We start from the raw sequence: 26551 nt of genomic DNA, 5'->3' as shown, positions 1-26551 counted from the left end.
CGATCAAATGGGTGTTCGCATCAAGCCGCAACGGGCTCTTGCAGTTTTTTGGCGGCGTACTGGACGGCTTTGACGATGTTTTGGTAGCCCGTGCAGCGGCACAGGTTGCCGGCCATGCCGTGGCGAATTTCGTCTTCGCTCGGGTTGGGGTTCTCTTGCAAGAAGCGGTAGGCACGCATGAGCATGCCGGGCGTGCAAAAGCCGCACTGCAGGCCGTGTTCTTTGTAGAAGCCTTCTTGCACCGCGTGCAACACGCCTTTGTTGGCCAGGCCTTCGACAGTCAGCACTTCGGAGCCGTCGCACTGCACCGCCAGGTGGGTGCAAGACTTGACCGATTGGCCGTCGATGTCCACGGTGCAAGCGCCGCAGTGGCTGGTCTCGCAGCCGATATGGGCGCCGGTCAGGTTGAGTTCTTCGCGCAAAAAGTGGATCAGCAAGGTGCGTGGTTCAACGGCTTTTTCTTCTTTTTTGCCATTGACGGAAACGGTGACGAGTTTTTTGGACATGTTGTTTTCCTTGTGCTTTAAGCGCAGCGCGACCAGGCTTTGTTCAGGGCGCGTTTGACCATCTCACCGGCCATGGCGGTCTTGTATTCGATGTCACCGCGCAGGTCTTCGGCAGGGTCGCAGGCGGCGATGGCGGCTTGCACGGCGGCTTGCACGTTGGCGGCGTTGAAGGGCTTGTTCAGCAAAGCGGCTTCGGCGGCTTCGACACGCAGCGCGGCCGGGGCCACGTTGGTCAGGGCCACACGCACATGGCTGACCTGGTCACCCGACTTGCGGATCACCACCGCGCAACCGGCTGTCGCCCAGTCACCGGTTTTGCGCTTGAGTTTTTCGTAGGCGTAACCAGTGCCAGCGGCAAAGGCAGGCACGCGGATCTCGCACATGACTTCGTTTTCTTCGAGCAGCGTCATGTAGGTGCCGAGGAAAAAACCGTCGGCGGCCACGGTGCGGCGGCCATTGGGGCCTTCGAGCACAAAGGACGCGTCGATCACGATGGACAGCGCGGGGTGGTCGTTGCCGGGGTCACCGTGGGCGATGTCGCCGCCAATCGTGCCTCGGTTGCGCACCTGGGGGTCGGCAATCAGCTTGGCCGCTTCGCACAACAAAGGCACTTTGGCTTGCAGGATGGGCGAGCTGATCAGCTCGTTTTCGACCGTCATGGCACCGATCACCACGGTGCCGCCTTCTTCGCGGATGCCCTTGAGTTCAGGGATGCGGTTGATGTCGATCAGGTGTTCGGGGGCTGCAAAACGCAGCTTCATCATGGGCAACAGGCTGTGGCCGCCGGCCAGCAACTTGGCGTCAGAGCCCAATTGGCCGAGCAAGGCAACCGCCTCGCCGACGGTTTTGGGCGCGTGGTATTCAAAACGCGGTGGAATCATCAAGGGTCTCCTGAGTTTTGTGAAAAACAGTTCGGAGTATTGGTGAGAGTCCTTTTCCGACTGAAGAGTCAGGTTTTATTCAAATTCGTCTCTTAATGGCCGATTTATTGCACGAAATGCACTTTATTGAGCACGAAATGAATTGAACAGACTTTGTCGGTCTCGCAATCAGGGAATGTCCTAGGTGCCTCAAAGCCCAGTGAATACCCTTGGTTTGGACGCTCAATACCCGGGGGTGTAAGGGGAATGACGGGCGGTTTGCAAGGGTTCATCGCGGCTGCAGTTTGTGGGTGCAAAGCCCAGGTGGCAGCTTGCACTTTGTAGGAGCCCCGCCCAAGTGGCTACCTGCAGTTTGTAGGAGCCTCGCCCCCGGGGCGATTCTGCGTGGTCTGCGAGGCTTTTAGCGACGAGGGCGTCGCTCCTACAGGGCCATGTCCGCAAATTGTGGGAGCCTCGCGCAGGTGGCTGCCTGCAGTTTGTAGGAGCCTCGCCCCCTGGGCGATTCTTCGTGGTCTGCGAGGCTTTTCGCGACGAGGGCGTCGCTCCTAAAGGGCCATGTCCGCAAATTGTGGGAGCCCCGCACAGGTGGCTGCCTGCTCTTTGTAGGAGCCTCGCCCTCGAGGCGATTCTTCGTGGTCTGCGAGGCTTTTCGCGACGGGGGCGTCGCTCCTACAGGGCCATGTCCGCAAATTGTGGGAGAACAGCACAGGTGGCAGCCTGCAGTTTGTAGGAGCCCCGCCCTCGGGGCGATTCTGCGTGGTCTGCTAGGCTTTTCGCGACGAGGGCGTCGCTCCTACAGGGCCATGTCCGCAAATTGTGGGTGCCCCGCCCAAGTGGCTGCCTGCAGTTTGTAGGAGCCTCGCCCTCGAGGCGATTCTGCGTGGTCTGCTAGGCTTTTCGCGACGGGGGCGTCGCTCCTACAGGGCGATGCCTGCAGTTTGTGGGAGCCCCGCACAGGTGGCTGCCTGCAGTTTGTGGCCCCCCACAAAAGGCGGGGTTCAGCTCAGGCCCAGTGCCTCGCGCAAGCGGGCGACTTCGCCGCGTGACACGGGCACGGCTTGGGTGTTTTTGCCTTTGAGCAAGATGTGGGTTTTGCTGCCCTCGCGCCCCAAGGATTGCACAGCATCCAAGTTCACAATGAAGCAGCGGTGCACCCGCATGAACTGCGCTGGGTCCAGGCGCAGCGCCAGATCGCCAATGCTCAGGTTGCAAAAGTGGTAACCCTCGCGCGTGAGCACGCGGGTGTAGTGGGCTTGCGACTCCAGGCTGAGCACATCGGCGGTGTCGACAAACGAGACTTTTTGATCGGCCACCATCGGGATGCGCGACAAGCGCATGTTTTTGGCGGGGGGCTCAGCGGAGGGCAATTCCTGGCTGACCACTTGGGTCACGTCGTAGAAGACCAAGGCAAAACCAGTGGTGACACCATGGGCATCGCCCAAACGGCTGACCTTGATGAGCAACACCTGTTCGGGGATGTTGATGATCATGGTCATGGGCACGGCATTGGCCATGGGACAACCCGAAGCCTCGTCGAGCAAAAAATTGACTTTGGGCTTGGAGCGCTCAGGGTGGAAAGAGGTGACCAGTTTGTTGAAAGGTTGTTTCTCGTCCACCGGCAAGACCCGTCGCGCAAAGTCGTTCATGGCCAGCACATTGCGCTGGGCATCCAGGTGGATGACCCCGGCCTCGAACTTTTCAAACAAGTACAGGCTGGGGTTGGCGGTGGTTTTGGCGTCCATGGTGGGGGGCATTGATGCGACTGACAAGCGGCTTCGGGTTTGCAGGGCCAAGCGGTTCAAAGTTCACCATTTGACGCCGTCGGATGGCGGAATTGGGCCACTTTAACAATGAATTGAAACCGCTGTTGCAAGGGTGTATGTGTCACCCTTGGCATGCTGGCAGCTTGGCCGGGGTTTGCCCAGGTGCCATGGCCGGTCAACGCCCCTTGGCCTGACGCCAAACCGCAAAGTCGTCCTTGGACTGTGGATCGGTGGGCGGGTACAGGCCCAAAATGCTGCGGCCGTGGTTTTGCACTTGGTCGATCACAAAGTCTTCAAACACGGTCATTTCCACCGCTTCGTCGGCCAACTCGTCGGCCAGGTGTGCGGGCAGCACAACCACGCCCTCTTTGTCCCCCACCATCACATCCCCAGGCCAGACGGCCACATCACCACAGCCAATGGGCACGTTAATGTCCAGCGCTTGGTGCAGTGTCAAATTGGTGGGGGCGCTGGGGCGCTGGTGGTAGGCCGGAAAATTCAAGGCCGCAATTTCGGGTGAATCACGGAAACCGCCATCGGTCACCACACCCGCGCAGCCTCGAACCATGAGACGTGACACCAAAATGCCACCGGCCGATGCGGCCCGTGCGTCTTTGCGGCTGTCAAACACCATCACCGCGCCAGGTGGGCAAGTTTCGACCGCCACACGTTGAGGGTGATGGCGGTCCAGAAACACGCTGATGGGGTTGAGGTCTTCCCGGGCCGGGATGTAGCGCAGTGTGAAGGCTTCACCCACCATATTGGGCATGTCACGCTGCAAGTCGGCATTGACGGGGCGAACGTCCTGAATGAACTGGTTGCGCAAGCCGCACTTGAACAGCGCGGTGCACAAGGTGGCGGTGCTCACGGTTTTGAGCTTGTCACGGGTTTCGGCTTGGAGAGGCATGGCTTGCGTGCTCAATAAATGACCGGCTCGCTCACCGATGCGCCGAACGAGGTTTCCAGATAATCGAAGTCGCAGCCCTGGTCGGCCTGCAAAATGTGCTGCGTGAACATGTGGCCGTAGCCCCGCTCAAAGCGTTTGGGCAGCGGCGTCCAGGCGGCGCGGCGCGTGGCCAGCTCTTCGTCGCTCACCTGCAGGTGAATGCTGCGATTCGGAATGTCCACCGTGATCAAGTCACCGTTTTGCACCAGCGCCAGGTTGCCGCCCACATAGGCTTCGGGCGCAACGTGCAGCACGCAGGCACCATAGCTGGTGCCGCTCATGCGGGCATCGCTGATGCGCAGCATGTCGCGCACGCCTTGCTTGACCAGCTTGGTGGGGATCGGCACCATGCCCCACTCGGGCATGCCGGGGCCGCCCTTGGGGCCCGCGTTGCGCAAGATGATGACGTGGTCTTCGGTCACGTTCAGATCGGGGTCGTCGATGGCGACTTTCAGGCTGGGGTAATCGTCAAACACCAAGGCTGGGCCGGTGTGCTGCTGGAACTTGGCCGAGCAGGCGCTGGGCTTGATCACGCAGCCATCGGGCGCGAGATTGCCGCGCAGCACGGCCAATGCGCCTTCGTCGTAAATCGCGTTGCTCAGCGGCCGGATCACGTCGTCGTTGTAAACCTCGGCATCGGCGATGTTCTCGCGCACGGTTTGGCCCGAGACGGTCATCGCGTCCAGGTGCAGCAAACCGCCATCACGCAGGCGGCTCATCAGGCCTTTCATGCCCCCGGCGTAATAAAAATCTTCCATCAGGTACTGGTCGCCGCTGGGGCGGATGTTGGCGATCACCGGCACCTTGCGGCTGAAGGCGTCAAAGTCGTCCAGCGTCACTGCGCAGTGCGCCCCGGCGCGGCGTGACATGGCCACCAGGTGGATGATGGCGTTGGTCGAGCAGCCTTCGGCCATGGCCACGGTGATGGCGTTTTCAAAGCTCTGGCGCGTCAGGATGTCCGAGGGTTTTTGGTCTTCCCACACCATGTCCACGATGCGCCGACCACAAGCAGCCGACATGCGCGGGTGGTTGGCGTCGGGTGCCGGAATGCTGGATGCCCCAGGCAAGGTCATGCCCATGGCTTCGGCAATGCCCATCATGGTGGCGGCCGTGCCCATGACCATGCAGGTGCCGTGGCTGCGGGCAATGCCGCCTTCGACTTCGAGCCATTGCGTCTGTGTGATATTGCCCGCCCGGCGCTCGTCCCAGTACTTGAACGCGTCCGAGCCCGAGCCCAGGGTCTTGCCTTTCCAGTTGCCGCGCAACATGGGGCCTGCGGGCAAATAAATGCAGGGCATGTTCATGCTGAGCGCCCCCATGAGCAGGCCCGGTGTGGTTTTGTCGCAGCCGCCCATCAACACGGCACCGTCGACCGGGTGCGAGCGCAGCAGCTCTTCGGTCTCGATGGCCAGCAAGTTGCGGTACATCATGGTGGTGGGTTTGACGAAGTTTTCGGCCAAGGAGATGGCAGGCAACTCGATGGGAAAACCCCCGGCCTGAAATATGCCGCGCTTGACGTCCTCCACCCGCTGCTTGAAGTGCGAATGGCAGTTGTTGATGTCGCTCCAGGTGTTGACGATGGCGATCACCGGCTTGCCCGCCCAGTCCACATGGTCATAACCCATTTGCATGGCGCGTGAGCGGTGGCCAAAAGATCGGAAATCGTCCGGTGCAAACCAGCGGGCGCTGCGCAGTTCTTCGTAGGTTTTTTTCTTGGCGGTCATGAAGGAATTCTTGAAAAAGCTCACTGAGGTTTGATGCCTGCGGTCTTGATGACTTGGGTCCAGGTGTCCAGCTCGCTTTGCACAAAGGCGGTGTAGGGCTTGATGCCCTGCGCCGGGATGATGAAGCCGACCGAGCCCATGCGCTGCTTGATGTTGTCGGACTGCATGACCTGCGCCAAAGCACTTTCGAGTTTGGTCACGATGGGCTGGGGGGTGCCCTTGGCCACCGACATGCCCGACCAGGACAAGGCCTCAAAGCCTTTGTAGCCTGCCTCGGCAATGGTGGGCACATCGGGGTACAGCGGGTTTCGCTGCACGCTGGTCACGGCCACAGGGCGCAGTTTGCCCGCTTTGACGTGGGGCAATGCGGCGTCCTGGTTGATGAACATCATGGGGATGGTCCCCGCCAGCAAATCGTTCAGCATGGGGCCACCGCCCCGGTAAGGAATGCCGGTCATGAAAATGCCGGTGGTTTGTTTGAACAGCTCCATCGCCATGTGGCCCGAGGCGGCGTGGGTGTAGCCGTAGTCCAGCTTGCCGGGGCTTTTCTTGGCGAAATCCACAATGTCCTTGACCGTTTTGTAGGGGGTTGAGGGGTGCACCACCAACACATTGGGGCCGGAATGGATCTGCGACAGGTGGATGAAATCGGTGATCGAGTTGTATTTGAGCTGGGGGTCCAGGCCATGCGCCACCGCGTTTTGGCCCACGCCGGTCTGGATCAGGGTGTAGCCGTCGGCGGGCAATTTGAGGGCGCGGTCCATGCCGATGGTGCCCCCCGCACCACCAATGTTTTCCACCACAAAGGGCTGCTTGAGCAGCTTGCCCATCTCGTCGGCCACCATGCGGGCCATGACGTCGCTGGTGCCCCCGGGTGGAAACGCCACGATGATCTTGACCGGCTTGGTGGGGTAGTCGGTCTGGGCCTGGGCAACGGTGCTGACCAGACCGGTCAGGCCCACCGTCAAGGCCAGCAGCTGGCCCATCCAATTGCGTTTGCTGTTCATGTCTTGTCTCCTGCGGCTTGTTTTTGGTAGCGCTACCAATTGCGCTTGCAGGCATCGTAACCAGCGCCCCAAGCGGCGTCAATCCTTTGGAGGCTAGGGTTTACGAGGGTCAGGCGCTGTCGCGGGCCACCACAGAAAACCCCACGTCGATGGTGGGTGAGGCCACATCGCGCCCTTCGGCGCGGGCCATCAGGTATTGGGCCGCGAGTCGGCCAATCTCCTCACCATTGATGCGCACCGACGACAAGGCGGGTGCCACATCGCTGGCCAGTGGGGTGTCGCCAAAGCCCATGATGGCCAGTTGCTGCGGCACTTTCAAACCCAGCACCCCAGCCTGCATCAGGACCCCCAAAGCCAGCAGATCGGAGCTGCAAAAGACCGCGTCCACATCGGGCGCGGTTTGCTGCAACTGGGTCAATGCGTCTCGGCCGCTTTGGATCGAGCGCCTGTCCTGCACGTCCACCTCGACCACGGGGGGCAGGCCCAGCTGCAACAGCTCGTCACGGAAAGCGGCCGCGCGTCGCTTGGCCCGCTCATCATTGGCCCGCACGATCGCCATTTGGCGGTGGCCTTTGCCTGCGAGGTAGCGTGCCACTTCGCGCCCAATGTGGGTGTGGGAAAAGCCAATCAGCATGTCGATCGGGGTGGGCGTCAGGTCCCAAGATTCGACCACCGGAATGCCCGAGGCCATGAGCAGGGTGCGACTTTTGCCGGGCGGCAACAGGCCGGTCAGAAAAATGCCGTCTGGACGCCGCCCGATGATGGCTTCGAGCAAGGCCTCTTCACGCTCGCTCGAGTAGCTGGTCTGCCCGAGCATGAGCTGGTAGCCCGCATCAAACAAAGTGCTGTTGAGCGATTCGATGGTGCCCATGAGCACCGTCATCACCGTGCTGGGCGTCACCGCCGCAATCAAGCGGCTGCGCGAGGACGCCAGCCCACCGGCCATGCGGTTGGGCACATAGCCGGTGCGCAAGACCGCTTCCTGCACCTTGCGCAAGACCTCGGCCGAGACCTGATCGGGTGTGTTGATCGCACGCGAGGCGGTGATGGGTGCCACCCCGGCGAGCATGGCGACATCGCGCAAGGTCATGGCACCGGTGCTGCGCCGGGATTTTTTGGGAAGGTCTTTTTCGGGCATTCAGGTTTCTTGTCGGTCGGCAATGGTAGCGCTATCATCTTGCTGGTAACACATGCCGTCAAGCGATGGGCTTGATCAGATCATAGGAGACACCATGGCCGCGCCCCTCACCATCCGCATGCACCCCAGCGACAACGTGGCCATCGTGGCCAACGACGGGGGCTTGCCCGCAGGCACGGTGCTGCCGTGCGGCCTGGTGCTGCGTGAAAAAGTGCCACAAGGCCACAAGGTCGCCCTGCTTGACTTGCCCGCGCACAGCCCGGTGCTGCGCTACGGCATTCCGATTGGCCATGCGCTGCAGGACGTGGCGGCGGGCAGCTGGGTGCACGAGCGCCTGCTGCACATGCCCGAGGCCCGGGGCCTGGCGCAGCTGCCCATGGCCACCGCTCAGCCCGCCCCGTTGCCCCCGCTGGAGGGCTACACCTTTGAAGGCTTTCGCAACGCCGACGGCTCGGTGGGGACCCGCAACATCCTGGCCATCACCACCACGGTGCAATGTGTCTCGGGCGTGGTCGACTTTGCCGTCCAGCGCATCAAGGCCGAACTGCTGCCGCTGTTTCCCCATGTGGACGATGTGGTGGGGCTGGAGCACAGTTACGGCTGTGGCGTGGCCATCGATGCCGAAGGCGCCGAGATCCCGATTCGCACCCTGCGCCACATCAGCCTGAACCCCAACTTTGGCGGCGAGGTCATGGTGGTCAGTCTGGGCTGCGAAAAGCTGCAGCCCGAACGGCTGATGCCGCCGGGCACCATTCCCATCACCGACACCCGAAGCGAGCCCGCCGCCTTGGACGTGGTTTGCCTGCAGGACGAGGCCCATGTGGGCTTCATGGCCATGATCGAGGCGATCATGGGCACCGCCCGCGAGCACCTGACCCGGCTGAACCAGCGCCGACGCGAGAACGTGCCCGCCAGTGAGCTGGTGGTGGGCGTGCAGTGCGGCGGCAGCGATGCGTTTTCGGGTGTGACCGCCAACCCGGCGGTGGGTTTTTGCACCGACTTGCTGGTGCGTGCAGGCGCCAGCGTCATGTTTTCCGAAGTCACCGAAGTGCGCGACGGCATTGACCAACTGACCGCACGAGCGTCCACCCCCGAAGTGGCCCAGGCCATGGTGCGCGAGATGGCTTGGTACGACGCCTACCTGGCGCGTGGCCAAGTCGACCGCAGCGCCAACACGACCCCCGGCAACAAAAAAGGTGGGCTGTCCAACATCGTCGAAAAAGCCATGGGCTCCATCGTCAAGTCGGGCACAGCCCCGATCAGCGGCGTGCTGGCACCCGGCGAAAAACTGCGCCAAAAAGGGCTGATTTACGCGGCCACGCCGGCCAGCGACTTCATCTGCGGCACCTTGCAACTGGCCGCCGGCATGAACCTGCATGTCTTCACCACGGGTCGGGGCACGCCCTACGGCCTGGCCGAAGTGCCGGTCATCAAAGTGGCCACGCGCAGCGAGCTGGCGCGGCGCTGGCATGACCTGATGGACATCAACGCCGGAAAAATCGCCGACGGCAGTGCCAGCATCGAAGACGTGGGCTGGGAGCTGTTTCACTTGATGCTGGAGGTGGCCAGTGGCCGCCAAAAAACCTGGGCCGAGCGCTGGAAGCTGCACAACGCGCTGGTGCTGTTCAATCCGGCCCCCATCACCTGAAGCGTTTTGCAACGGCCTTTCTACCTTTGCCCCCCTCCTTCACACACCATGACCACACCCACCACCCCCGACCACATCACCTGGGCACGCGTGTCTTCGTGCTATTTGCCCTTGGCCAATCCGATCAGCGATGCCAAGGTGCTGACCGGCCGACAAAAGCCGATGACCGAAATCGCCATGCTGTTTGTCGAAATCCAGACCGCCAGCGGCCACCAGGGTTTGGGCTTCAGTTATTCCAAACGGGCAGGCGGTCCGGCCCAGTTTGCCCACGCACGCGAAATCGCCCCGGCCGTGCTGGGTGAAGACCCCAACGACATCGCCAAGCTGTGGGACAAGCTGTGCTGGGCCGGTGCTTCGGTGGGACGCAGCGGTGTGAGCACGCAGGCCATAGGCGCTTTTGATGTGGCGCTGTGGGACCTCAAGGCCAAACGCGCGGGCTTGTCGCTGGCCAAGTTGTTGGGTGCGCAACGCGACTCGGTGCGCTGCTACAACACCTCGGGTGGTTTTTTGCACACCCCGCTGGAGCAGCTGCGGGTGAATGCCAGTGCGTCCATCGCCCAAGGCATTGGCGGCATCAAACTCAAGGTGGGTCAGCCCGACTGCGCCCTGGACATTCGGCGCGTGGCCGCCATGCGCGAACACCTGGGTGACGCGGTACCCATCATGGTCGATGCCAACCAGCAATGGGACCGCCCCACCGCGCAACGCATGTGCCGCACGCTCGAAGCCTTCAACCTCGTCTGGATCGAAGAGCCGCTGGACGCCTACGACCACGAAGGCCATGCCGCGCTGGCCACCCAATTTGACACCCCCATTGCCACGGGTGAAATGCTGACCAGTGCAGGCGAGCACTGGGACCTGATCCGCCACCGCGCCGCCGATTACCTGATGCCCGATGCGCCGCGCGTGGGCGGCATCACACCGTTTTTGAAAGTGGCCGCCCTGGCTGAACATGCGGGCGTGATGCTGGCGCCGCACTTTGCCATGGAGCTGCATGTGCACCTGGCCGCTGCCTACAAGACCGAACCCTGGGTCGAACACTTTGAATGGCTGGAGCCCTTGTTCAACGAACGCATCACCATCCACAACGGCCGCATGCAGGTGCCCACCCGCACCGGCCTGGGCGTGAGCCTGAGTGAACAAGCCCGGGCCTGGACACGCGAGGTGGCCGAAGTGGGTGTGCCTGTGAACTGAGCGGATCGGTGGCTCTGGTTTGCACCGCCTTGACTCGGTGCGTATGGAGCCGGCCCTGTGAAGTTTGAAGTGAAAAACCGATCTTGGGCGCAGCGATGCGCTCCACGATCGGCGAGAGAGCCCCGTTGTCCGGGCGATGGGGGGGGTCAGGGCACCATCGCGGCGAGGGCGCCGCTCCCACAAAAAACGCCCGAACCAACATCATCGGACAAAATCACTGCGTGTTTCAAAAGGCAAGTCGTTGTTGACCTTGGAGGATGGCATGTCTGGATGAAACGCTTGCAGACCCTGTCAATCACCCAACAGCCCGCTGCACCCCCCGCCGCTTTTGCACCGCCTGCGCCAGCGCATCGAGTACCGGCACCGTCTGAGCAAAGCTGATGCAGGCATCGGTGATGGACACGCCGTATTGCAAAGGCTGACCCGGCTTTTGATCTTGCCGTCCTTCGCTCAAATGGCTTTCAATCATGAGGCCCATGATGCGGCGCTCGCCTGCGGCCACTTGCGCGGCCACGTCGTGCGCCACCTCGATTTGCTTGGCGTGCTGCTTGCTGCTGTTGGCGTGCGACACGTCCACCATGACCTGCGGCGCAATGCCGCAAGCTTGCAGCGCTTGGCAAGCTGCATCGACATCGGCGGCCGAGTAGTTGGGCGCTTTGCCGCCGCGCAAAATGATGTGCACGTCCTGGTTGCCACGCGTCTCAAAGATCGCCGCCTGGCCCATCTTGGTCATGCCCATAAAAGCGTGTGGAGCCTTGGCCGCCACCACCGCATCGGCCGCGACCTTGACACCACCATCGGTCCCGTTTTTGAAGCCCACTGGGCACGACAAGCCACTGGCCAGTTGACGGTGGCTCTGGCTTTCGGTGGTTCTTGCACCGATGGCGCCCCAGGTGACCAGGTCGCTGATGAATTGTGGGCTGAGCAAATCCAGAAATTCGGTGGCCACGGGCAGGCCCAAGTCCAGGACATCGAGCAAGAGCTTGCGGGCCATCTCCAGCCCCTGGTTCATGGCAAAGCTGCCGTCCAGGTGCGGGTCGTTGATGTAACCCTTCCAGCCCACCGTGGTGCGGGGCTTTTCAAAATACACGCGCATCACGATGTGCAAATCCTGCGCATGTTTGTCGGCCTCGGCCTTGAGCAGCTTGGCGTAGGCGATGGCCTGGTCGTGGTCATGGATCGAGCACGGCCCGACCACCACCACCAGCCGGTCGTCTTGGCCCAGCAACACGTTCGAGATGTCTTGCCGTGAACGTTCCACCAGCGCCAGGTGCGCGGGCGAGGCAGGCAACCGCTCTTCGAGCAAGGCGGGCGTCATGAGGGGGCGCACCGAAGCGATGCGGGTGTCGTCGATGCGGGTTTTGTCTTGGGTGGAAAGCATGGGCAGGTGGGGGTGAGTGGGTCGATGTGATCTGAATAACGCGAACCAGTATAAAAGCGACTTTTCCCCGCCTGTCCCGGCCCTTTGCCGCACGGTCACAATCTGGCGCATGAAACGCATTTACGCCTATTTTTTTCGCGGCCTGATCAGCTTTTTGCCTGTGGGCCTGACGGTTTATGTGCTTTACCTGTTCATCACTTGGGTTGAGGGCCTGGCCATGCAAGTGTTGCGTCCGTTCACGGGCGATTTCTATCTGCCGGGCCTGGGCATTGTGCTGGGCACGGCGCTGATTCTGGTGCTGGGTTTTCTGGTGTCGCAGCCCTTCATGACCCGCATGCTCAGCTGGGTGGAGTTGCCCTTCACCAACTTGCCGCTGGTCAAAAGCATTTATTCCTCGCTCAAAAGTTTTGCCGATTACTTTTCGCCGCACGAGCGCGATGCGCAGCAGGTGGTGCTGTTGAAAAAACCGGACAGCGAGCTGTCCATCATCGGCCTGGTCACGCGCCAAAACCTGAGCGACCTGCCGCTGGATGCGCAGACCCGCCAAAACGTGGCGGTCTATCTGCCCATGGGCTACATGATCGGCGGCTACACCGTGTTTGTGCCGCGCGAATGGGTGCAGGTGCTGGACATGTCGGTGGAAGAAGCCATGCGTTCATCCTTGACCGCCTGGATGGGCAACGCCAAAAGTCCATCTGAGCCAACGTGACAGACTGCCCCGCGCTGCGCCTTAAACTGCGCATTCCCCTTGTTTGGAAAATCTGCCATGACCCTGCCCCCACCCGCACTTGAGCATGTTTGCGACCTGGCCGTGACCATCGCCCCCCCCGTAGAAGTCGGCCAGACCCCTGCGGGTCTGCGCCGCATGATCCCGATCACGGGCGGCACCGTGACCGGCCCCCGCTTGAATGGCACAGTGATGGCCGGAGGTGCCGACTTTCAGCTCATCCTGAACAGCGGCACGCAGGCGCACCTGGACGCGCGTTACGTGATTGAGCTGGACGACGGCAGCCGGGTGTTTGTGCAAAACACCGCCTTGCGCGTGGCCTCGCTCGAAAACTCCCAACGCATCATGAACGGCCAACCCGTCAACCCGGACGAGATTTACTTTCGCTGCCAACCCAAGCTGGAAGCCACCGCGCCGCAATGGGCCTGGTTGAGTGATAGCCAGTTCATCGGCAGTGGGCGACGGACGCCCGATGGGGTGTATCTGAGTTTTTACCGGGTGCTTTGAACGGCCAAATGATCGGCCAAAAAGGCCACTGCCGCCGCCACGCCGTCGGTGCCAAACGGGATTTTTTGCACCGTCATGGCCGCCTCAATGCCGGCCAGCGCCCCCAAAATCATGGGCTCGTTCATGTCGCCCAAGTGGCCGATGCGAAACACCCGCCCCGCCAGTGGCCCCAAGCCCCCGGCCATGGCCACCTGAAAACGCTCGCGGGCCACGGTGCGCAGGGCTTCGGGGTCGATGCCAGGTGCCACCTCGATGGCCGTGACCGAGGCTGAACGGGTCTCGGGCAAGCGGGCATGAAAACGCATGGCCCCATGCACCGCCCAGCGCTCCACGGCCGCGTGCACCGCGCCCGCCAAACGTTGGTGCCGGGCCCACACGTTTGGCAAGCCCTCGGCTTCGAGCAAAGCAATGGCGGTTTCCAAGCCAGCAATGTGGGCCAGCGGCGGCGTGCCGCAAAACTTGGCCGACTGGTTGGTGGACTGGCGGCGTTGCCAGTCCCAGTAAAAACGCGGGTCAGCGTGCTGGGCCGACCAGGCCATGGCTTGGGGATTCACGGCCACAAAACCCAGACCGGGTGGCATCATCAACCCTTTTTGCGAGCTGCCCAGGGCCACGTCCACGCCCAAAGCGTCCATGTCAAACGGGCTTGCGGCCAACGAAGCCACCACGTCGACCACATACAGCGCCGGGTGCGCCGCCGCGTCGATGGCGCGGCGCACCGCCGCCAGATCGCTGGTCACGCCACTGGCGGTGTCGGTGTGCACCACCATCACCGCGCTGATGCGGTGGTCTTTGTCTTCGCGCAGGGCTTGCTCGATCGCAGCCACGTCAAAAGGATGGCCCTCTTGGTAGGGCGTGCGCTGCAAAGCGATGCCCAGCCCCTCAATCTGGATCGCCCACTGGTCTGAAAAATGGCCCGAACCGGCCAGCAGCAAGGTGTGCTGCGGCGACGCCAGGTTGGCCGCTGCCGACTCCCACATGCCGTGGCCGTTGCTGGCAAACAGGAACACATCTGAACGAGGGCTGTTGAGCAGCCGTTTCATGCCGCTTTCACATTCGGCGATCATGGCCGCCACCCGAGGGTCCGACAAATCGGTCATGGGCCGCTGCATGGCGTGCATGACCTCGTCGGGCACATGGGTGGGGCCGGGCGAATGCACAAAGCGGATGCCGGGAATGCGGGGGGTGGACGGTGAAAAGCGGTTCATGCCGTTCCTGCAGGTCGGTGAAAAAGGTTTTCAGTCTAGTGGGACTTGTTGGGGGCGACTGTACCCTGTGCGATAGGCAGGCGCTGGATAATGGCCGTGAGCCACAGCCAACGTTGGCGTTCTTTTTTTGCAAACCATGACCCCAGATACCTCATCGCGCGTGAGCGCCGACTCTCTGCAGCAAGCCCTGTCCGAGCTGTTTGCCCCTTGGGTGCAGGCGCTGAACCTGAAGGTCGAGCGCTTTGACGCCGACAGCGTGACCCTGCGCCTGCCACAGAGCGATCAGCTCTCGCGGGTGGGCGGCATGCTGTGCGGTCAGGCCATGATGGCTGCGGCCGACACGGCCATGGTGCTGGCGCTCATCAGCCACTTTGGGCAGTTCCGGCCCTGCAGCACGGTGCAGCTGTCGAGCAGCTTCATGAAGCCCCTGTCGGGCCAGGACGCCCTGGTCACCGCCCGGGTGCTGCGGGCGGGCAAGGCCATGGCCTTTGGCGAGATTGACCTGGCCGGGGCCGAGGACGGCAAAAGCGTTTTTCGGGCCAGCACCACCTATGCCCTGATGTGAGCCGGGTTGTCGCGTCCCTTTGTCAGCGGCCCGCCAGTCTGGCTTGGCTACAATAAGCCCATTATTTTTTGAGGTTCCACATGTCTGCTCACAACGACGCTCACACATCCGACGATCCCGTGGAAAACGTGGTCAAGCACATTCCCGTGATCATTCCAGCCGCTGGTGCCGTGCTGATTTTCCTGCTGGCCTTCATCGCCGTGTTCATGGCCTGAGGCTTGGCCGCCCCCGGTGCGCCGCTTGGCCGCACCCGCCCAACCCGCAACAGCCCGTGCTTTGCGGGTTTTATTTTGTGCGCACGGGCATGATGTGCAGCGCCCCCGGCGCGATCAGCAATTGCACCCTGCCCCCGGCTTGCACCTGCAAACGGTCCAGCAGGCGGGTGGTCAGGTTCAAGGTGATGGTTTGGCTGGGCAGGGCTTCGGGCCGGAGCGTGCACAGGCTGATTTCGCCCAGCGACAAGACCTCCAGCAGCTGGCAGCGCAAGCGTGTGTGGCCCGGCGCTGCCAGACTGGGCAGCTGGCCGTCGGCCATCACGTCCACCTGTTCCCCGTTCAGCACCCAGGTCACGCGGGTGCCGTCGTCGATCTTGTTTTTGTCAAACACCGCCAGGTCCAGTTCGGCTTCTGGCTGCGCGGGGTCTGTCCAGCACAAGCGCCCCCAGCCGGCTTCGCCCTTCAAAAAGCGCCCTTCAAAGTGGTTTTGAATGCCCACCAACTCGGCCACCCGGGCGTTGCGCGGGCTGGCAAACACGCGGGCAGGTTCGCCGGTTTGCAGGGTCTGGCCCGCGTCCACGATCACCACCCGGTCGGCCAGGCGTCGGGCCTCGGCCAGGTCGTGCGTGACCAGCACCATGGGCACCGACACCTTTTGGCGCAAAGCGGCCAACTCGCGGTACAGCGTTTGGCGTGTGGGTGCGTCCACCGCAGAAAAGGGCTCGTCCAGCAACAAGACGCCGGGCAACGCTTGGGGGGGCTTGGCGGGGCTTGACGCCAAAGCGGGCCTGGGCATGACCCGCACCAGCGCCCGAGCCAGCGCCACCCGCTGCTGCTGACCGCCAGACAGTTGCGAGGGCCTGCGCTGGCTCAGCGCGGCCAGCCCCAACCGCGCCAGCAAAGTCTGCACGTCAGCGCCCGACCAGCCCGGCCCAGCGGCCAGCGCCACATTGGCCTGCGCCGTCATGTGCGGAAACAGCGCGTAATGCTGGAACACCAGGCCGGCCCGGCGCTCTTGCGGGCTGAGCTGCACCCCCGCCGCCGTGTCCAGCCAAGCTTGGCCCGCCACCCGAATGTGGCCTTGCACATCGGTGGGTGTCCACAAGCCCGCGATGGCGCGCAGCATGCTGGTTTTGCCGCTGCCCGACGGCCCGACCAGCGCCACCAACTCGCCCGCGCCGCAGTCAAACTCGGCCTCCAGCCGAATGGGGCTGTTTGAGCGCAATTGCACTTGCAAGCCGTTCATCAGCGCTCCTGCAAGGCGCGGCCGCGCTGGCCCACCCGATCAAACGCCAGCACGAGGCTGAGCGCCAGCAAGGAGATGCCCACCAGCGCCAAGGCCATCACATGGGCAGACTGCAAATCCATGCCCTGCACTTTGTCGTACAACGACACCGACAGCGTGCGGGTCTCACCCTCGATGTTGCCGCCCACCATGAGCACCACGCCAAACTCGCCCAGCGTGTGCGCCACCGTGAGCGCCATGCCGGCCAGCAAACCGGGCCAGGCCAAAGGCAACTCGATGCGCCAAAAGGTCTGCCAGGTCGACAAGCCAGACACCCAAGCCGCCTCGCGCAGGCTGTGCGGCACTGCTGCAAAGGCGCGCTGAATCGGTTGCACCATGAAGGGCAGGTTGACCAGCACGCTCACCAGCAGCAAGCCTTCGAGCGTGAACACCAAGCGGACGCCCGAGGACGAGAGCCACGCGCCCAAAGAACTGCCCTGCCCAAAGGCCACCAAAAAGTAAAAACCGATCACGGTGGGTGGCAGCAGCAAGGGCAGCAGCAGCAATGCCTCGACCACAGGGCGGCCTGCCCAGGCAGTCACGGCCAACCAACGGGCCAGCGCCAAGCCTACGGGCAGCAGCGCCAGGGTGGTCAAAACCGCCAAAGTGAGCGAAACGTGAAGGGCGGACCAATCCATAAAGTGGGGTTTGCAGGCGAATGGAAGTGCAGGGTTGATGGCTGAGTTTGAGGCGGGTGTTGAGCTGGATTATTGCGGCAAGGCGTAACCGTGCCGCACAAACACCGCTTGTGCGGGCGGGCTGAGCAAAAACTGGTGCCAGTTTGCCGCCGCCGCACCCGCACCCTTGAGCAGCACCATGCGCTGGTGCAGGGGGGCGTGCAAATCAGCAGGCAGCGGCAAAACCTGCAAGCTGCGGGCGATCTCGGGGGCCTGCGCCAGCGCCAAAGCGGTGATGCCCGCCTGCGCCGCGCCCGTGGCCACAAACTGGGTCGCCTGGCCGATGTGGTCGCCCAGCACTTTTTGCTGTGCAGTCAGTGGTCCAACGCCCGCACGCTGCAAGGCCTCTACGGCGGCCACGCCATAAGGGGCCAGGGCCGGGTTCGCGAGGGCGAATTTGTCGCCCGGTTTCAGGGCGCGGACCACCGCCGCCAAGCCCTGAGCCAGCGGAAGTGCTGAATTTTTAGGCACGATCAGCGCCAAGCGACCCGTGGCATATCGCTGACCCGCGTCCACCGTGCGCCCGGCTTTGGCCAGTTCGGCCACCCAAGCCTCATCGGCCGAGATGAATTGTTCAACCGGCAAACCCTGCAAAATCTGCCGCGCCAGGTTGCCCGAAGCGCCCAAATTCACATCGACCTGAACGCCGGTTTGTTGCTTGTATTGGCTTGTCAAGTCAGCCAGCACAAACTTCAGATTGCTGGCTGCGGCGATTTTGAGGCGCACAGGCCCTTGGCCCTGGGCCCGTGCCAAAAACGGGAACAGGGCTGCCGATACGAACAACGCACTCACCAGCAGGGTGCGGGCGCGACGGCCTTGGCGCCCATGTTCAAACCAATCGGTTTGCATAACGTCATGCGTTTTTTGCATAGATATAAAAGGGTTTTTCAGCAATCTGACAGGCACGCAACAGGCAGGCTCCCTAAAATCGAGGCCCCACAGCTTACCCAATGGTGACCACCCATTTTCAGTGGGTCACGCGCAGTATCTCAGCCCCCCAGCCGTTTTTTCAAAGCCCCTGCGCAGAGGTTTTGAAAAAACGATTTTTAAACTTGGAGCACTTCCCATGAACTCACCCGTGATGCAGGGCCTGTCCCTCAATACGCCCAGTTACGTCAAAAACGCCAAGCTGATCGCCTGGGTCGCCGAAATGGCCGCCCTGTGCAAGCCCGCCAACATTTATTGGTGCGACGGCTCCCAAGAAGAATACGACCGCCTGTGCGCCGAATTGGTCGCTGCAGGCACCTTCAAAAAACTCAACCCGGCCAAGCGCGCCAACTCTTTCTTGGCCTGCTCTGATCCATCAGACGTGGCCCGTGTGGAAGACCGCACCTACATCTGCTCGGCCCAAAAAGAAAACGCCGGCCCCACCAACAACTGGATGGAGCCCGCGCAAATGCGCACCACCCTGAACCCGCTGTTTGACGGCTGCATGGCTGGCCGCACGATGTATGTGGTGCCTTTCTCGATGGGCCCGCTGGGTTCGCACATCAGCCACATTGGCATCGAGCTGACCGACAGTGCCTATGTGGCCGTGAACCAGAAAATCATGACCCGCATGGGCAAGGCCGTGTTCGACGTGCTGGGCACCGACGGCGAGTTCGTGCCCTGCATGCACACCGTGGGCGCACCTTTGGCCACCATCGACGGTGTTTGCCAAAAAGACAGCACCAGCTGGCCTTGCAACCCCACCACCAAATACATCGTGCACTTCCCTGAGACCCGCGAGATCTGGTCTTACGGTTCGGGCTACGGCGGCAATGCGCTGCTGGGCAAGAAGTGCTTTGCGCTGCGCATCGCCTCCAACATGGGCCGTGACCAAGGCTGGTTGGCCGAGCACATGCTGATTTTGGGCGTGACCAACCCCGAGGGCAAGAAGTACCACGTGGCAGCGGCTTTCCCCAGCGCCTGCGGCAAGACCAACTTCTCGATGCTGGTGCCACCCAAGGCCTTTGAAGGCTGGAGCGTGACCACCATTGGTGACGACATCGCTTGGGTCAAGCCGCACACCGACGGCAAGATGTACGCCATCAACCCCGAAGCCGGTTACTTTGGCGTCGCCCCCGGCACCAACATGAAGACCAACCCCAACTGCATGCTGAGCCTGCACAAGGACGTGATCTTCACCAACGTGGCCCTCACGGACGATGGCGACGTGTGGTGGGAAGGCATGGAAAAGGACACCGGTAAGCTGCCCGACCATTTGATCGACTGGCAAGGCAAGGACTGGACACCCCAGATTGCCAAGGAAACCGGTGCCAAAGCCGCCCACCCCAACGCCCGCTTCACCGTGGCTGCGACCAACAACCCCGCACTCGACCCCGCTTGGGACGACGCTGCGGGCGTGCCGATCGACGCCTTCATGTTCGGCGGCCGCCGTTCAACCACTGTGCCCTTGGTGACCGAAGCACGCAGCTGGACCGAAGGTGTTTACATGGCTGCCACCATGGGCTCTGAGACCACCGCTGCCGCCTTTGGCGCGCAAGGCGTGGTGCGCCGCGACCCGTTCGCCATGCTGCCGTTTTGCGGCTACAACATGAGCGACTACTTCCAGCACTGGCTCGACACCGGCGCCAAGGCTGAGGCCGCTGGCCACCAACTGCCCGCCATGTACTGCGTGAACTGGTTCCGCAAAGGCGAAGACGGCTCGTTTGTGTGGCCCGGCTACGGCGACAACATGCGCGTTCTGAAGTGGATGATTGACCGTCTGGAAGGCAAGGCCCAGGGCGAGCAGACCATGTTCGGCGTGGCCCCCACTTACGCAGAGATTAACTGGAGCGGCATCGACTTCAGCGCCGAGCAGTTCAAAGCGGTAACCAGCATCGATGCCGCCGCCTGGCAAGCCGAGTTCAAGCTGCACGACGAACACTTTGCGCAGCTGAGCTACCACTTGCCCCAAGCGCTGCTGGACACCAAGTCGGCATTGCAGGCGCGTTTGGCGGCTTGATTTGGCGTCAAACTGTGAGGGCTGTGCCACCCCGTGGCACGGCCAAACGACCGCTGCGACCCCAAGTCGTGGCGGTTTTTTTTCAGGGCACCCACACCACGCGCTCATCCACCGCGTAAGCCTTGCACCCTTGAGCCCGCTTTTCACATCGGGCCATGGCCCGAGGCAAAGGGTCGGGGCTTTCGTCGCCACTGCCCGTGGTCAGGCCCCAAGTGGCGTTCCATGTTCCGTTGGGTGCAAGAACAAAGGCTTTGGGAGGCTTTTGGTTCAGCCAATGGCGATACCCTTCACGTCCCCGGTCATTCAAGAATGGGACCGCCTGCACATCTGAAACCTTTGCAAAGTCCTTGTCCAAGTCAACCTGGGGCTTGTTGGGTGAGATTTTTGCCATGGGTGCTGCCACAACTGAGGCACATTTTTTGGTGATGGCGGCTTGCTCAGCGGCCTCGTATTCACCTTTCAAACGGGCGTACTCAGCCTCTTGTTGCTTGGTTCCTCCAAGGGCCAACAAAGCTGGCCAGAACAAAACAGCCCCCACCACCCCAATGGCTTGGTCATTGGCTGCAGCCTGGTCCAATTGAACACCGAGTTGTTTGACCCGCACCAAGATCCGATGGGATTCTTGAGCCAACTGGGCACAATCGTAAGATTGGTACTGTTGGGGAGATGTGTAAGTGGCAGCGATTTTTTTGGATGCCGTCGAACATCCCGCCAACATGGCGAGTACCAGCAAGCACACCCCTGTTCTGATCAGCATGTCAGTCCTTTCGTTTATAAAAAGAAGAAATTTTGAATTCTTTTGGCATGAATAAACATATTAACTCCATGAACAGCCATTTCAAATTCATGGGGATGGATCGGCAGCGCATGGCTTTGACCTTGCTGTGGATCACCCCTGCCCTGTGGTCCGTCAATTACATCGTGGCCCGCACCGCGCCTGGGGTGGTTGAGCCGCACATGCTGGCCTGGGGTCGGTGGGCCTTGGCCGGGTTGATTTTGGGTTTTGTCGCCCGCCGTGAACTGTGGCGTGAGAGGCGCAGCACCTTGCAAGAAACATGGCGCTATTTGGTCTTGGGGGCATTGGGCATGCTGGTTTGTGGGGCCTGGGTTTACCAAGGGGCGCAGACCACCACCGCCATGAACATCGCGCTGATTTACGCCGCATCACCCGTGCTGATCACCTTGGGGGCGGTGTTGTGGCTGGGTGAGCGTTTTTCGTGGCGGCAAGGCCTGGGCGTGGTGGTGGCTTTGTCTGGCGTTTTTCATGTGGTGGTGAAAGGCCAGTGGGGCGCTCTGGGGCAAGTCAACTGGGTCGCAGGCGATGGCTGGATTGTGCTGGCCATGGTCGCGTGGGCGGCCTTTGCTTTGTTGCAAAAGAAATGGCCCAGTCCCCTGGGGGCCACAGCGCGTTTGGCGGCCATTTGTGCAGGTGGGGTCTTGGTCTTGACGCCATTTGCAATTTGGGAAGTGCAACTGGACAGCACACCCGCATGGAGCGTGCAGGCCACGCTCTTGGTCGTGTTGGCGGGTCTCGTTCCCGGCATTGGGGCTTATTGGGCGTATGGTTTTTGCCAGAAAGCCTTGGGCGCGAGTCGGGTGGCCGCCAGTTTGTACCTCGGCCCTTTGTATGGCGGCTTGACCGCTTGGGCTGTGTTGGGGGAGTCTTTGGGCTGGCACCATGTGATGGGGGCTGCCTTGATCTTGCCCGGCATCTACTTGGCCTCACGACCCACACCGGCCCTTGAACAAAAATCGGTCGCGAAAGGGGCTTAGGCCCAACGCTCAGATGTAATACAGGCGGTTATGGACCATGCGGGCCGCGCGGCGAGTCATGTAAGTGGTCAAGTTGGGCGTTGGAAGCCCGATTTCATCGGCACGGTCCATCGCTGTTTGCAGCTCACCCATCAAACGGCTGTCGGCTTGGGCCATGTTCCACAGGCGTTCATCGGCCCGACGGCGTGCCAGATGTGCAGACCACTGGTTCAGCCCCGTGATCATGTTTTGCGCCAGCATTCGGCTCACGCTGCGCAAAACAACGATGGCCACAATGGCCAAGGCCCACAAAGCCAACCAAGCGGCCATGAGGTGTGTTTCGGCCCAATCGTCCATGAGGTGGTTGGCCAAGACCAGCAGGGCTGCCACGCCTGCCGTGGACAGCCATGTCGACAACGCTTTGGTGGATGCACTCAGCACAGGGTGCTTGGCACGGACGGTGCTCATCTGAGCCAAGACGGATGAGGTGGTGGTGGTGGAGGTGGTGTTCATTTTTTGTTCCCTTGATTCGATTTTGTGCACTTTGATATTGAAAACGTCAAAACCGATGGGTGAATCATAGGGTTTTTACCAGTGTCGTTCAACTTTATATTCATGATGTTTGACATTCATAATGGTGATAAATCATCTGTCCCCGCATGAACGCTCACATCCCAGCCTCATTTCGCACGCTCGACCTCAACTTGCTTCGGATTTTTGACGAAGTCATGGCCGAGCGCAGCCTGACCCGGGCGGCCCGAAACCTCTCACTGTCTCAACCGGCGGTGAGCAATGCTTTGCGCCGCTTGCGCGACGCCCTGGACGATGAGCTGGTCAAACGCCAAGGCCATGGCATCGAGCCCACCCCCCGGGCGCTGGCGCTTTGGCCCAGTGTGCGCGAAGCCCTGCGCCAGCTTCAAGAGGCCATCGTGCCCAGTCCGTTTGTGCCGCAAGAGGCCACCAACACCTTCATCTTGGCCATGGCCGACGCCACAGCTGCCGAGTTGATGGGCGGCTTGGCCCGACAACTGCAACAGCAAGCGCCCGGCGTGTCACTCAGGGTGGTGCCGCTGAACACGCGCGACCCACGAAGCCTGCTCGGTGAAGGGGTCGCCGACATGGCCTTGGGCTACTTTCCTGCCGTGTTGACCGATTTGACGGGGCGTGCCCAAGCCGGAGAAGCGGTGTCTTTTGAACACCAGCGTCTGTACGCGGGTGAATACGTCTGCGTGATGCGTCAAGGCCACCCCATGGCCCACGACCCCATGACGCTCGACGCTTACTGTGCCGCACGCCATTTGTTGGTCAGCTTTTCTGGTCGGCCTTATGGTTTTGTCGACGAAGCATTGGCCTCGATCGGACGGCAGCGGCGCATCGTGCTCACCGTGAACCAGTTTTTCACAGCGGGCCAAGTGGTGGTCAGCTCCGACTTGCTCACCGTGTTGCCACGCCACTTTGTGCCCACCACGGGCATGGCCGACAAACTGGTGTTGTGCGAGTTGCCGCTGGATGTGCCGCCCGTGCATGTGGAGGCACTGTGGCATCGTCGAATGCAACACGACAGTGCGCACCAATGGTTGCGCGGGCAACTGCTGCAAGTGGCACAGGCCGCATTCTCAGCCAAGGACCTGACATGAACATTCAGCTGCTGTCTGACCTGCACCTCGAATCCAACCTCGACTTCATGCCCCGCCCGGCCCCGTTGGCAGATGTCTTGGTCTTGGCCGGAGACATTGGTTCTTACCAGGCCCATTCGGCATTGCGCAGTGCGGGCGATGCCGACTTTGGGCTGCAACGGTTTTCACCCTTGCATGGCTGGCCCACACCGGTGCTGTTTGTGCCGGGCAACCACGAATACGACGGACTCGACTTCGACGAGGCCCACGAGCGCCTGCAAGAGACCTGCGCACGGCTGGGCATCACTTGGCTGGAGCGCCAAGTGCTCCAAATGGGCGGCGTGCGCTTTGTGGGCACCACGCTGTGGACCGACTTTGACGCGCTGGGACCCTTGGCGGGGCAGGCCTTGCCCGACAAAATACCCGCGCATTTCAGCCACCCCAACAGCCAGTACACACGCCACCTGAAGGCCCGCGACAAAGCTTTTCGTGCGGCCAACTATTACCTGCGCAAAACCCAGACCACACGCCACGGCCTGCCTTGGCTGGCCGAAGAAATGCGCGAGCACGCCCTGCAATGCCAAGACTGGCTGAGCCAGGCGCTGGCCACCCCTTTTGATGGCCCCACCGTGGTTGTGACGCACTTTGCCCCGAGCCTGCACAGCGCCGACCCACGCTACGGCAAAGTGCCCGGCACTGCGGGGTTTTGCAATGCGCTGGACCATTGGCTGCCCCAAGCGCAGCTGTGGTTGCACGGCCATTTGCATTGCGCCAGTGACTACATCCACAAGGGCTGTCGCGTGGTGGCCAACCCACTGGGTTATGCCCATAAAAACGAGCAACTTCAATTTCAGGCCCAACAGCTCTTGCACCTGGGGGGCTGATCGCCGACACGCGGGTTTGCACAGATCGAGCGACCGTGTCAACATGCGCGCTTTTGTGCCCCCCACTCAGAAAGCCCCACGATGGACGCCATGACCTTGCCCACTTTTGACGACGTTCTGGCAGCTGCCGCTCGGCTGCAGGGTCACGCCCACCGCACGCCGGTGCTGCAATCGCGCACACTCAATGCGCAGTTGGGGGCGCAGGCTTTCATCAAATGCGAAAACTTCCAGCGCATGGGGGCCTTCAAGTTTCGGGGGGGCTTTAACGCCTTGTCTCGGCTGTCACCGTCTGAGCGCCGGGGTGGGGTCGTGGCGTACTCATCAGGCAACCACGCCCAAGCGGTGGCTTTGTCGGCGCAAATTTTGGACATCCCCGCCACCATCGTCATGCCGCACGACGCCTCACCTGCCAAGCTGGCCGCCACGCGTGGCTATGGGGCACAGGTCGTGGGCTACGACCGCTACAAAGACGATGCCTTGGCCATCGCGCAAGGCATTGCCGCCGCACAAGGACGTCGCTTCATCCCGCCGTTTGACCACCCCGACGTGTTGAGTGGCCAAGGCACCGCTGCCTTGGAGTTGTTCCAGGAGGTGGGCGAGTTGGATGCCTTGTTTGTGTGTTTGGGCGGCGGTGGCTTGCTCAGCGGCAGCGCCTTGTCGGCCAAGGCCCTGTCACCCGCCTGCAAAATCTATGGCGTGGAGCCCGAAGCGGGCAATGACGTCCAGCAATCCTTGCGTCAAGGCCAACGCGTGCGCATTGCCACCCCGGTCACCATTGCCGACGGTGCGCAAACCCCCATGGTCGGTGAGATCACCTTCGAGATCATTCGCCGTCTGGTCGACGACGTGCACACCGTCACCGATGCACAGCTGATCGAGGCCATGCGCTTTTATGCCGAGCGCATGAAGATGGTGGTCGAGCCCACGGGCTGTTTGTCGCTGGCAGCAGCATGTCAAGCGGCCAAGCAGCTCCAGGGGCAACGCGTGGGCATCATCGTCAGCGGCGGGAATGTGGACTTGGCCCGCTTTGCACAGTTGATCGCGCAGGGTTGAACACCCAAGCCTTCAAACCGCAGGTCGACGCCCCACCAACACGTATTGCAAGGGCAGGCTGCGCTGCATGAACTGTTGAGGGTCCACCCCCAGCAAGTGCGCCGCCGGTTGCAGCGCTTGCAACAAAGCTTGCCCGTTTTCAGGCTTGAAAACGCGGGGCACGACTTGTTCAACCACCAAACCCGCCCGCTGCAGCAGCTGCACCATGTCGGTCAAGGCAAACCAGCGGATGTGGGTGCGATCAAACAAACCTGCATCTTGTTGTGGCCAATGCCCACGCAACAGCTGGGCCATGACGCTCCAATGCTGCACGTTGGGAATGCACACCAAGGCACTGCCCCCCGGGCGCAAACAGGCCACGGCTTGCTGAAACACACGGTCAGGGTGGTACAGGTGCTCGAGCACATCACCAAAAATCACATGGTCAAAGCTGCCATGGGGCAGCGCCGCCATCAACTCGGCATCGACCGACCAGTTGGGTGTTTGATCAAGGTTGCGCACCAAGGCCACATCCAGCACTTCGTGCGCTTTGGCCAATTCGTCGGCCATCAGCTCAACACCCACATAGTGCACGCGAGCGTTGCAGCGCTGACGCACCGCTCGGGCCAAAGCCCCAGCGCCGCAGCCAAACTCGGCCACGCGCTGTGCCAAGGGATCGACCACCCCCAACAAAGTGGGGTTGACGTTGCCGTAATAGTCAGAAGATGTGGTTTGCATAAGCTTCCATGATTTAAGCAAAGTATCTTACAAACAGGGCCTTGTGCATGCTTGATGGCTACATCCTGATGATGTTTGTATCAACGCTTTTTTGCAGAAGCGGTGCCCTCGCCGCGAAAAAGCCTCGCAGAACACCCCCCATCGCCCAGGCGGCGGGGCTCCCACCCAGATGGCAGCGCTGACCGCTGCGCCCCATACAAGCCGTTCACT

26 protein-coding genes are annotated in these 26551 nt (G+C 61.8%); 11 read left to right on the top strand and 15 right to left on the bottom strand.

From position 1 onward, the window contains the following. Nucleotides 1–20 precede the first annotated feature (20 nt). The 7 genes from B9Z48_RS03070 to B9Z48_RS03040 all read right to left on the bottom strand — a co-directional run bounded on the left by B9Z48_RS03070 (nt 21) and on the right by B9Z48_RS03040 (nt 7965). On the bottom strand, nt 21–506 hold the full coding sequence (locus B9Z48_RS03070) for a (2Fe-2S)-binding protein (protein ID WP_053169257.1): 486 nt from the start codon (nt 504–506) through the stop codon (nt 21–23). 17 nt (nt 507–523) lie between these two features. Next, complete coding sequence (locus B9Z48_RS03065) at nt 524–1387, bottom strand: xanthine dehydrogenase family protein subunit M (protein WP_108377082.1); 864 nt, start codon at nt 1385–1387, stop codon at nt 524–526. A 998-nt stretch (nt 1388–2385) separates the two neighbouring features. Beyond that, entirely contained in the window at nt 2386–3129 is a 744-nt protein-coding gene (locus tag B9Z48_RS03060) for a LytTR family transcriptional regulator (RefSeq protein WP_158273198.1), read from the bottom strand. Between the two features lie 196 nt (nt 3130–3325). Then, nucleotides 3326–4057: a ribonuclease activity regulator RraA gene (locus B9Z48_RS03055; RefSeq protein WP_108377080.1), complete on the bottom strand. Its 732-nt coding sequence runs from the start codon at nt 4055–4057 to the stop codon at nt 3326–3328. Nucleotides 4058–4068: 11 nt separating this feature from the next. Then, on the bottom strand, nt 4069–5820 hold the full coding sequence (gene araD, locus B9Z48_RS03050) for an L-arabinonate dehydratase (RefSeq protein WP_108377079.1): 1752 nt from the start codon (nt 5818–5820) through the stop codon (nt 4069–4071). A 20-nt stretch (nt 5821–5840) separates the two neighbouring features. Then, on the bottom strand, nt 5841–6827 hold the full coding sequence (locus B9Z48_RS03045; RefSeq protein ID WP_233261002.1) for a tripartite tricarboxylate transporter substrate binding protein: 987 nt from the start codon (nt 6825–6827) through the stop codon (nt 5841–5843). Between the two features lie 109 nt (nt 6828–6936). Further along, nucleotides 6937–7965 carry a LacI family DNA-binding transcriptional regulator gene (locus B9Z48_RS03040; protein WP_089955697.1) on the bottom strand — a complete coding sequence of 343 codons (1029 nt, stop codon included), beginning with the start codon at nt 7963–7965 and terminating at the stop codon, nt 6937–6939. 94 nt (nt 7966–8059) lie between these two features. On the opposite strand from B9Z48_RS03040, the gene garD reads away from it, so the two are divergent. Then, nucleotides 8060–9613 carry a galactarate dehydratase gene (garD, locus tag B9Z48_RS03035; RefSeq protein ID WP_108377077.1) on the top strand — a complete coding sequence of 518 codons (1554 nt, stop codon included), beginning with the start codon at nt 8060–8062 and terminating at the stop codon, nt 9611–9613. A 48-nt stretch (nt 9614–9661) separates the two neighbouring features. After that, on the top strand, nt 9662–10807 hold the full coding sequence (locus tag B9Z48_RS03030; RefSeq protein WP_108377076.1) for a mandelate racemase/muconate lactonizing enzyme family protein: 1146 nt from the start codon (nt 9662–9664) through the stop codon (nt 10805–10807). A gap of 295 nt (nt 10808–11102) precedes the next feature. On the opposite strand, the gene B9Z48_RS03025 is transcribed toward B9Z48_RS03030, so the two are convergent. After that, nucleotides 11103–12188, bottom strand: coding sequence for a 3-deoxy-7-phosphoheptulonate synthase (locus B9Z48_RS03025; protein WP_108377075.1), 1086 nt, complete (start codon nt 12186–12188; stop codon nt 11103–11105). A 109-nt stretch (nt 12189–12297) separates the two neighbouring features. Between B9Z48_RS03025 and B9Z48_RS03020 the strand changes: the two genes are divergently transcribed. Together B9Z48_RS03020 and B9Z48_RS03015 are read left to right on the top strand one after the other, a co-directional pair. Beyond that, nucleotides 12298–12897, top strand: a complete 600-nt coding sequence (locus B9Z48_RS03020) for a DUF502 domain-containing protein (protein WP_194944658.1) — start codon at nt 12298–12300, stop codon at nt 12895–12897. Between the two features lie 57 nt (nt 12898–12954). Beyond that, on the top strand, nt 12955–13422 hold the full coding sequence (locus B9Z48_RS03015) for a DUF3237 domain-containing protein (protein WP_108377074.1): 468 nt from the start codon (nt 12955–12957) through the stop codon (nt 13420–13422). Here B9Z48_RS03015 and B9Z48_RS03010 read toward each other — a convergent pair. After that, on the bottom strand, nt 13407–14630 hold the full coding sequence (locus B9Z48_RS03010; RefSeq protein WP_108377073.1) for an alanine--glyoxylate aminotransferase family protein: 1224 nt from the start codon (nt 14628–14630) through the stop codon (nt 13407–13409). The genes B9Z48_RS03015 and B9Z48_RS03010 overlap by 16 nt on opposite strands. A gap of 136 nt (nt 14631–14766) precedes the next feature. Between B9Z48_RS03010 and B9Z48_RS03005 the strand changes: the two genes are divergently transcribed. Together B9Z48_RS03005 and B9Z48_RS21980 are read left to right on the top strand one after the other, a co-directional pair. Further along, nucleotides 14767–15195, top strand: a complete 429-nt coding sequence (locus B9Z48_RS03005; protein WP_089955672.1) for a PaaI family thioesterase — start codon at nt 14767–14769, stop codon at nt 15193–15195. Nucleotides 15196–15275: 80 nt separating this feature from the next. Continuing rightward, nucleotides 15276–15410: a hypothetical protein gene (locus B9Z48_RS21980; protein ID WP_255350435.1), complete on the top strand. Its 135-nt coding sequence runs from the start codon at nt 15276–15278 to the stop codon at nt 15408–15410. A 70-nt stretch (nt 15411–15480) separates the two neighbouring features. Here B9Z48_RS21980 and B9Z48_RS03000 read toward each other — a convergent pair whose 3' ends face one another. The 3 genes from B9Z48_RS03000 to modA all read right to left on the bottom strand — a co-directional run bounded on the left by B9Z48_RS03000 (nt 15481) and on the right by modA (nt 18221). Continuing rightward, entirely contained in the window at nt 15481–16656 is a 1176-nt protein-coding gene (locus tag B9Z48_RS03000) for an ABC transporter ATP-binding protein (protein WP_108377072.1), read from the bottom strand. Beyond that, nucleotides 16656–17333: a molybdate ABC transporter permease subunit gene (gene modB, locus B9Z48_RS02995; RefSeq protein WP_089955668.1), complete on the bottom strand. Its 678-nt coding sequence runs from the start codon at nt 17331–17333 to the stop codon at nt 16656–16658. Before modB ends, B9Z48_RS03000 begins: the two co-directional genes overlap by 1 nt. A gap of 69 nt (nt 17334–17402) precedes the next feature. Continuing rightward, nucleotides 17403–18221 (bottom strand): molybdate ABC transporter substrate-binding protein, encoded by an 819-nt coding sequence (gene modA / locus B9Z48_RS02990; RefSeq protein WP_233261001.1) that lies wholly within the window; start codon nt 18219–18221, stop codon nt 17403–17405. Nucleotides 18222–18438: 217 nt separating this feature from the next. Between modA and B9Z48_RS02985 the strand changes: the two genes are divergently transcribed. Then, on the top strand, nt 18439–20319 hold the full coding sequence (locus B9Z48_RS02985) for a phosphoenolpyruvate carboxykinase (GTP) (protein WP_089955664.1): 1881 nt from the start codon (nt 18439–18441) through the stop codon (nt 20317–20319). An 82-nt stretch (nt 20320–20401) separates the two neighbouring features. Here the strand turns inward: B9Z48_RS02985 and B9Z48_RS21625 are convergent, their stop codons facing one another. Further along, nucleotides 20402–21076, bottom strand: a complete 675-nt coding sequence (locus B9Z48_RS21625; RefSeq protein WP_194944657.1) for a hypothetical protein — start codon at nt 21074–21076, stop codon at nt 20402–20404. Nucleotides 21077–21123: 47 nt separating this feature from the next. On the opposite strand from B9Z48_RS21625, the gene B9Z48_RS02975 reads away from it, so the two are divergent. Further along, nucleotides 21124–22092 (top strand): DMT family transporter, encoded by a 969-nt coding sequence (locus B9Z48_RS02975; protein ID WP_233261000.1) that lies wholly within the window; start codon nt 21124–21126, stop codon nt 22090–22092. Nucleotides 22093–22101: 9 nt separating this feature from the next. Here B9Z48_RS02975 and B9Z48_RS02970 read toward each other — a convergent pair whose 3' ends face one another. After that, entirely contained in the window at nt 22102–22584 is a 483-nt protein-coding gene (locus B9Z48_RS02970) for a hypothetical protein (RefSeq protein ID WP_146186223.1), read from the bottom strand. Nucleotides 22585–22730: 146 nt separating this feature from the next. Between B9Z48_RS02970 and B9Z48_RS02965 the strand changes: the two genes are divergently transcribed. From B9Z48_RS02965 to B9Z48_RS02955, 3 genes are all read left to right on the top strand, one after another. Beyond that, nucleotides 22731–23708, top strand: coding sequence for a LysR family transcriptional regulator (locus tag B9Z48_RS02965; protein ID WP_108377069.1), 978 nt, complete (start codon nt 22731–22733; stop codon nt 23706–23708). Further along, the gene (locus tag B9Z48_RS02960) at nt 23705–24571 is read left to right on the top strand and encodes a metallophosphoesterase (RefSeq protein WP_108377068.1); all 867 of its coding nucleotides are present in this window, start codon (nt 23705–23707) and stop codon (nt 24569–24571) included. Before B9Z48_RS02965 ends, B9Z48_RS02960 begins: the two co-directional genes overlap by 4 nt. Before the next feature lie 90 nt (nt 24572–24661). Then, nucleotides 24662–25624 (top strand): threo-3-hydroxy-L-aspartate ammonia-lyase, encoded by a 963-nt coding sequence (locus tag B9Z48_RS02955; protein ID WP_108377195.1) that lies wholly within the window; start codon nt 24662–24664, stop codon nt 25622–25624. Between the two features lie 12 nt (nt 25625–25636). Here B9Z48_RS02955 and B9Z48_RS02950 read toward each other — a convergent pair whose 3' ends face one another. Next, nucleotides 25637–26341: a bifunctional 2-polyprenyl-6-hydroxyphenol methylase/3-demethylubiquinol 3-O-methyltransferase UbiG gene (locus B9Z48_RS02950; RefSeq protein ID WP_108377067.1), complete on the bottom strand. Its 705-nt coding sequence runs from the start codon at nt 26339–26341 to the stop codon at nt 25637–25639. Between the last annotated feature and the right edge of the window lie 210 nt (nt 26342–26551).

The sequence above is a fragment of the Limnohabitans sp. WS1 genome, assembly GCF_003063265.1.
Taxonomy (GTDB): Bacteria; Pseudomonadota; Gammaproteobacteria; order Burkholderiales; family Burkholderiaceae_C; genus Limnohabitans_A.
This window is presented reverse-complemented; position numbering and strand designations above follow the sequence as displayed.

Bases quoted from the DNA above. Each gene is read 5' to 3' on its own strand.
- B9Z48_RS21980 (WP_255350435.1), top strand. From the start codon at position 15,276: ATGTCTGCTCACAACGACGCTCACACATCCGACGATCCCGTGGAAAAC.
- araD (WP_108377079.1), bottom strand. From the start codon at position 5,820: ATGACCGCCAAGAAAAAAACCTACGAAGAACTGCGCAGCGCCCGCTGG.
- B9Z48_RS03025 (WP_108377075.1), bottom strand. From the start codon at position 12,188: ATGCTTTCCACCCAAGACAAAACCCGCATCGACGACACCCGCATCGCT.
- B9Z48_RS03020 (WP_194944658.1), top strand. From the start codon at position 12,298: ATGAAACGCATTTACGCCTATTTTTTTCGCGGCCTGATCAGCTTTTTG.
- B9Z48_RS03040 (WP_089955697.1), bottom strand. From the start codon at position 7,965: ATGCCCGAAAAAGACCTTCCCAAAAAATCCCGGCGCAGCACCGGTGCC.
- B9Z48_RS03010 (WP_108377073.1), bottom strand. From the start codon at position 14,630: ATGAACCGCTTTTCACCGTCCACCCCCCGCATTCCCGGCATCCGCTTT.
- B9Z48_RS02950 (WP_108377067.1), bottom strand. From the start codon at position 26,341: ATGCAAACCACATCTTCTGACTATTACGGCAACGTCAACCCCACTTTG.
- B9Z48_RS02975 (WP_233261000.1), top strand. From the start codon at position 21,124: ATGAATAAACATATTAACTCCATGAACAGCCATTTCAAATTCATGGGG.
- B9Z48_RS03015 (WP_108377074.1), top strand. From the start codon at position 12,955: ATGACCCTGCCCCCACCCGCACTTGAGCATGTTTGCGACCTGGCCGTG.
- B9Z48_RS02970 (WP_146186223.1), bottom strand. From the start codon at position 22,584: ATGAACACCACCTCCACCACCACCACCTCATCCGTCTTGGCTCAGATG.
- B9Z48_RS03065 (WP_108377082.1), bottom strand. From the start codon at position 1,387: ATGATTCCACCGCGTTTTGAATACCACGCGCCCAAAACCGTCGGCGAG.
- B9Z48_RS03055 (WP_108377080.1), bottom strand. From the start codon at position 4,057: ATGCCTCTCCAAGCCGAAACCCGTGACAAGCTCAAAACCGTGAGCACC.
- B9Z48_RS03000 (WP_108377072.1), bottom strand. From the start codon at position 16,656: ATGAACGGCTTGCAAGTGCAATTGCGCTCAAACAGCCCCATTCGGCTG.
- B9Z48_RS03005 (WP_089955672.1), top strand. From the start codon at position 14,767: ATGACCCCAGATACCTCATCGCGCGTGAGCGCCGACTCTCTGCAGCAA.
- B9Z48_RS03060 (WP_158273198.1), bottom strand. From the start codon at position 3,129: ATGGACGCCAAAACCACCGCCAACCCCAGCCTGTACTTGTTTGAAAAG.
- B9Z48_RS21625 (WP_194944657.1), bottom strand. From the start codon at position 21,076: ATGCTGATCAGAACAGGGGTGTGCTTGCTGGTACTCGCCATGTTGGCG.
- B9Z48_RS03070 (WP_053169257.1), bottom strand. From the start codon at position 506: ATGTCCAAAAAACTCGTCACCGTTTCCGTCAATGGCAAAAAAGAAGAA.
- B9Z48_RS02965 (WP_108377069.1), top strand. From the start codon at position 22,731: ATGAACGCTCACATCCCAGCCTCATTTCGCACGCTCGACCTCAACTTG.
- modB (WP_089955668.1), bottom strand. From the start codon at position 17,333: ATGGATTGGTCCGCCCTTCACGTTTCGCTCACTTTGGCGGTTTTGACC.
- B9Z48_RS03030 (WP_108377076.1), top strand. From the start codon at position 9,662: ATGACCACACCCACCACCCCCGACCACATCACCTGGGCACGCGTGTCT.
- B9Z48_RS02960 (WP_108377068.1), top strand. From the start codon at position 23,705: ATGAACATTCAGCTGCTGTCTGACCTGCACCTCGAATCCAACCTCGAC.
- B9Z48_RS03045 (WP_233261002.1), bottom strand. From the start codon at position 6,827: ATGAACAGCAAACGCAATTGGATGGGCCAGCTGCTGGCCTTGACGGTG.
- modA (WP_233261001.1), bottom strand. From the start codon at position 18,221: ATGCAAACCGATTGGTTTGAACATGGGCGCCAAGGCCGTCGCGCCCGC.
- B9Z48_RS02985 (WP_089955664.1), top strand. From the start codon at position 18,439: ATGAACTCACCCGTGATGCAGGGCCTGTCCCTCAATACGCCCAGTTAC.
- garD (WP_108377077.1), top strand. From the start codon at position 8,060: ATGGCCGCGCCCCTCACCATCCGCATGCACCCCAGCGACAACGTGGCC.
- B9Z48_RS02955 (WP_108377195.1), top strand. From the start codon at position 24,662: ATGACCTTGCCCACTTTTGACGACGTTCTGGCAGCTGCCGCTCGGCTG.